Annotated in this window: 7 protein-coding genes and 1 pseudogene; 2 read left to right on the top strand and 6 right to left on the bottom strand. The window is 69.6% G+C overall.

Features of this window, described 5'->3' with window-relative positions; translation table 11 throughout:
- From GJ634_RS14595 to GJ634_RS14585, 3 genes and pseudogenes are all read right to left on the bottom strand, one after another.
- Nucleotides 1-183 (bottom strand): hypothetical protein (locus GJ634_RS14595; RefSeq protein ID WP_197425549.1); only part of this gene is annotated, 183 nt, incomplete at its 3' end.
- Nucleotides 184-225: 42 nt separating this feature from the next.
- Entirely contained in the window at nucleotides 226-576 is a 351-nt protein-coding gene (locus GJ634_RS14590) for a CrcB family protein (protein WP_157503573.1), read from the bottom strand.
- A 1-nt stretch (nucleotide 577) separates the two neighbouring features.
- Nucleotides 578-955, bottom strand: a pseudogene (locus GJ634_RS14585) (CrcB family protein); the annotation flags it as partial.
- Between the two features lie 96 nt (nucleotides 956-1051).
- Between GJ634_RS14585 and GJ634_RS14580 the strand changes: the two are divergent.
- Entirely contained in the window at nucleotides 1052-1525 is a 474-nt protein-coding gene (locus GJ634_RS14580; RefSeq protein ID WP_157503572.1) for a DUF5813 family protein, read from the top strand.
- Nucleotides 1526-1797: 272 nt separating this feature from the next.
- Here the strand turns inward: GJ634_RS14580 and GJ634_RS14575 are convergent, their stop codons facing one another.
- Nucleotides 1798-2025, bottom strand: coding sequence for an Lrp/AsnC family transcriptional regulator (locus tag GJ634_RS14575; protein WP_157503571.1), 228 nt, complete (start codon nucleotides 2023-2025; stop codon nucleotides 1798-1800).
- The gene (locus GJ634_RS14570) at nucleotides 2026-2706 is read right to left on the bottom strand and encodes a TrkA family potassium uptake protein (protein WP_157503570.1); all 681 of its coding nucleotides are present in this window, start codon (nucleotides 2704-2706) and stop codon (nucleotides 2026-2028) included.
- 88 nt (nucleotides 2707-2794) lie between these two features.
- Between GJ634_RS14570 and GJ634_RS14565 the strand changes: the two genes are divergently transcribed.
- Nucleotides 2795-3031, top strand: a complete 237-nt coding sequence (locus GJ634_RS14565) for an Lrp/AsnC family transcriptional regulator (RefSeq protein WP_157503569.1) — start codon at nucleotides 2795-2797, stop codon at nucleotides 3029-3031.
- On the opposite strand, the gene GJ634_RS14560 is transcribed toward GJ634_RS14565, so the two are convergent.
- Nucleotides 3028-3671 (bottom strand): thiamine pyrophosphate-dependent dehydrogenase E1 component subunit alpha (locus GJ634_RS14560; RefSeq protein ID WP_269449542.1); only part of this gene is annotated, 644 nt, incomplete at its 5' end. The two genes, GJ634_RS14565 and GJ634_RS14560, sit on opposite strands and share 4 nt — an antisense overlap.

Here is a 3671-nt window from a genome sequence, read left to right as displayed (position 1 = left end):
GGCGGCGACGCCGACGAACAACACGAGGTAGTGGAGCCACAGCGGGAGGTCGAGCCACTGGAACAGGGCGGCCGAGCCGACCGTCCACGCGAACAGGACGGCGGCGTCGACGACGAGCTGGTCGCGGTTGTGCCGGAGGTACGCGACCAGCCGTCCCGTCCGCGAGTCCAGTCGGTCTGTCACGGCGCGGCGTACGCACTGCCGCGACATGAACAGTCCGGTGGGTCAGGCCACCAGCAGCCACGCCAGTCCAATCGCTATCCCCGCACCGGCCAGATTGCCGAGGGCGTGGAACGCGGCTTCGCCGAATCGCTCGTTCTCGACGAGACCGACGACGTCGACGCTGAACGAGGAGAACGTCGTGAACGCGCCGCAGGCGCCAGTACCGAACAGCAGCATCGCGTCGTCGCCGACGCCGGCGAACGTGAGCGCGGCGAGCGCGAACGACCCGGGGACGTTCACGACGAGCGTGCTCGCGGGATACCCCTCGGTCTGGACGAGTTCGCCGACCGCAAATCGGAGGACTGCGCCGAGCGCGCCGCCGACGCCCACGAGCACCGGTGCTGGGACGTCCATCACGAGCCACCCCCCGTAGCGTAGGCGACGCGCGGCCCGCGAGGACGCCGAGGAAGCCGAGCGCGTAGTTCGCGGCGACGTTCGCGGCCAGCAGCGCCGGCGGGGCGGCCGCGGTCTGGACGGCGAACGTGCTGTACGTCGTCAGCGAGGAGAGCAGGCCGGTGCCGAGGAGTCGCCGGGCGCGCTCGCCCAGCGGGTCGCTGTTGGCGGCCGCGTAGACGAGCGCGCCGAGCGCGAAGCTCCCGGCGGCGTTCACGGCGAGCGTCCCGGTGAGGCCGGGCGCGAGCAGGGAGACGGCGTACCGGAGGTTCGCGCCCGCGAACCCGCCGACGGCGACGAGCGCGACGGCGTCCAGCGCGGCGCGGCGGTCCGAGCGCATCGAGCGAATCGGCGGAACGTGGGCGGCAGCGCTACTTACGGGCGTCGAAGTCGCCGAGCGCAACACCCAACTGCGAGCGCGCCCTCCCGTATCGTAATGACCGACATCGAGCAGGAGTTCGCCGGCCACGGGCGCTTCGAGCGCTCGGACGGCGCGTTCGTCCCGACGACCAACGACTGGGAGGCCACCGTCTCCGTCGACGACGGCACGGTCGAAATCACGGTCGTGGTGCCGACGCTGGACGCCGCGACGAACGACGACGTGGCCGACGTCGTCGAGGACGGCTGGTACGACACGTTCGAGCGCCGCGCCGGCGACGCCGACAGCGTCACGCTCGCGAACGACGTCGACGTCGAATCCGTCTCCCGCGAGGGCGGCGACATCACCGTCGAAATCACGTTCGCGCCGCGCACCGGGAAGGCCGCGGACGACGCGCTCGCGCTCGTGAACTACGTCGAGGGCACGTGGTTCGAGGGCGTCATCCCCGGCTACGACTACGTCGAGAAGGTCGACCAGATGCGCCAGCAGGCCGCCCAGAACGCCGAGAGCACCGAAGGAACGCCACTATAATCGCGGCGACAGATTCGTTTTCGCAGCGACTACACAGCCGACGCGAGCATCCGCGAGCGAGCGGCTTGAAAAGCCCGAGCGAAGCGGTTCACTCGCGGCTTCGCCGCGAGGCCGACGAGCGACCGTAGGGAGTGGTTCGAAAGGCGCTTCGCGCCTTTCGTCATCACGAAAGACGGCGCAGCCGTCTTTCGAACGACGACGAGTGCTTTTTCCGCAAGTTTTTGCCGAGCGGGGTGCGCCTGCGGCGCACCCCCGCAGCGCAAAAAGTGCAGTCACATCGAAATGTACGTCTCGGTGTCTTCGACGCCGTCGGTGTGCTGGATTTCGTCGGCGGCGATGTCCTTGACGTCGGCGGGGGAGTCGACGTCGAGTTTGGCGATGACGTCGACGTCGCCGGCGACGACGTGGGCGTCGACGACGCCGTCGATGGCGGCGATAGCGTCGAGCAGCCGGTCGGCTTCGCCGGTGTTGGCTTTGACGAGGACGTAGGCGGTGACCATCTACACCACCTCCGTGGCGGCGTCGGCGTCCCCGACGAGTATCTGGCGGACGTCGTCGAGCGCGTCGAACTCGGCGAGGACGGCGATACGGTCGCCGACCTCGAGGGTGTCGTCGGGGAGCGGGAGGCCGAGCGCGTCGTCCTGCTTGCCGAACGCGAGCAGTCGGGCGCGCGAGGGGAGTTCGAGCTCGCTGAGCGTGTACCCCTGCATGGGGGCGTCGTCGGTGACGGCGAACTGGACGATCTGGAGGTTCTCGGCGAGGTCGGCGATGGCGGTGACGTTCCCGCCGAGGAGGGCGTTCTTCGCGCCGATGGCGCCGAGGCGCTCGGGGTAGACGATTTCGTCGACTTCCTCGGCGTACTTGCGGTAGATGTTCTCGCGGTAGTCCTCGTCGATGCGCATGACGGTGCGGCAGCCGTGGTGTTTGCCGACCATGCAGGCGACGAAGTTGGTGTTGAGGTCGCCGGTGAGCGCGCCGAGCGCGTCCACTTCGTCGACGCCGGCGCGTTCGAGGGTGCTCTCGTCGGAGCCGTCGCCCTCGACGACGTCGAACCCCTCGTTCTCCGCGCGTTCGGCCTTGTCGTAGTCGTTGTCCACGACGGTGACCTCGTGGCCCTCGTTCTGGGTGATGCGGGCGGTCCGGAGGCCGACGCGCCCGGCGCCGACGATGAGGACGTGCATACGCGTCCCAACGCGGGGGAGCGCCAAATAGGTTTGTGCCACGTTACCACGCAACAATACTTTTGGCGACGCGCGCCGAACTGGGCGTATGGTTCACGCGTTCATCATGGTGAAGACCGGCGCCGGCACGGCGGCCGACGCCCGCGACCGGGTCGCCGACCTCGACGGGGTCGTGGCGTCGCACGTGGTCGCGGGCAAGTACGACGTCATCGCGGAGGTCGAGGGGAACGAGATGCAGGACGTCCTCGGTACGGTGTCGGACCGCATCGGGACGGTCGCCGGCGTCACCGACACGAAGACGTACATCTCGCTGTCCGCCGCCTAGAACTCCCGCTGTTGGGGGTCGTGGCGCTCGAGGTACGACGTCAGCCACCGCTGCTGGTCGTCGACGCGCGGGGTGCGTTCGGCGTACACGTAGTCGAAGACGTCGTCGGCGTCGGGCGCGTCGACGGCTTCCGCGGCCTCGATGGCGGCGTCGAGTTCGGCCTCGGCGTCGGCCCGGCACTCGGCGACGAACACGTCGTCGACGACGCCCTGCTCACGGAGGTACGTCTCGAAGCGCTCCAGCGGGTCCGCGGTCCGCCACTCCGGCAGGTCCTCCTCGGCGGGCCGGTAGCGCTCGGGGTCGTCGCTCGTGGTGTGGGCGCCCTGCCGGTACGTGAGACTCTCGACGAGCACCGGATTCCCCTCGCGGGCGTCCGCGAGCGCGCCGCCGACCGTCTCGTAGACGGCGACGGGGTCGTTGCCGTCGACCTGCACGCCCTCGAAGCCGTACGCCTCGGCCTTCTGGGCGATGGAGTCGCTGGCGGTCTGGCGCTCCCGGGGCAGGGAGATGGCCCAGTTGTTGTTCTCGCAGAGGAAGACGACGGGCGCGTCGAAGACGCCCGCGAAGTTCATCGCCTCGTGGAAGTCGCCCTCGCTGGTCGCGCCGTCGCCGAGGTAGGCGACGACCGCGTGCTCGTCGT

Origin of the sequence: Halobacterium sp. CBA1126 (assembly GCF_009741975.1) — an archaeon.
GTDB lineage: Archaea > Halobacteriota > Halobacteria > Halobacteriales > Halobacteriaceae > Halobacterium.
Note: the sequence above shows the minus strand (reverse complement) of the source record. Positions and strands in the feature narration are given on the sequence as shown.

What these genes read in the sequence shown, in the direction of transcription:
- GJ634_RS14590 (WP_157503573.1), bottom strand. Translation starts at nt 576, where the DNA reads ATGGACGTCCCAGCACCGGTGCTCGTGGGCGTCGGCGGCGCGCTCGGC.
- GJ634_RS14580 (WP_157503572.1), top strand. Translation starts at nt 1,052, where the DNA reads ATGACCGACATCGAGCAGGAGTTCGCCGGCCACGGGCGCTTCGAGCGC.
- GJ634_RS14575 (WP_157503571.1), bottom strand. Translation starts at nt 2,025, where the DNA reads ATGGTCACCGCCTACGTCCTCGTCAAAGCCAACACCGGCGAAGCCGAC.
- GJ634_RS14570 (WP_157503570.1), bottom strand. Translation starts at nt 2,706, where the DNA reads ATGCACGTCCTCATCGTCGGCGCCGGGCGCGTCGGCCTCCGGACCGCC.
- GJ634_RS14565 (WP_157503569.1), top strand. Translation starts at nt 2,795, where the DNA reads ATGGTTCACGCGTTCATCATGGTGAAGACCGGCGCCGGCACGGCGGCC.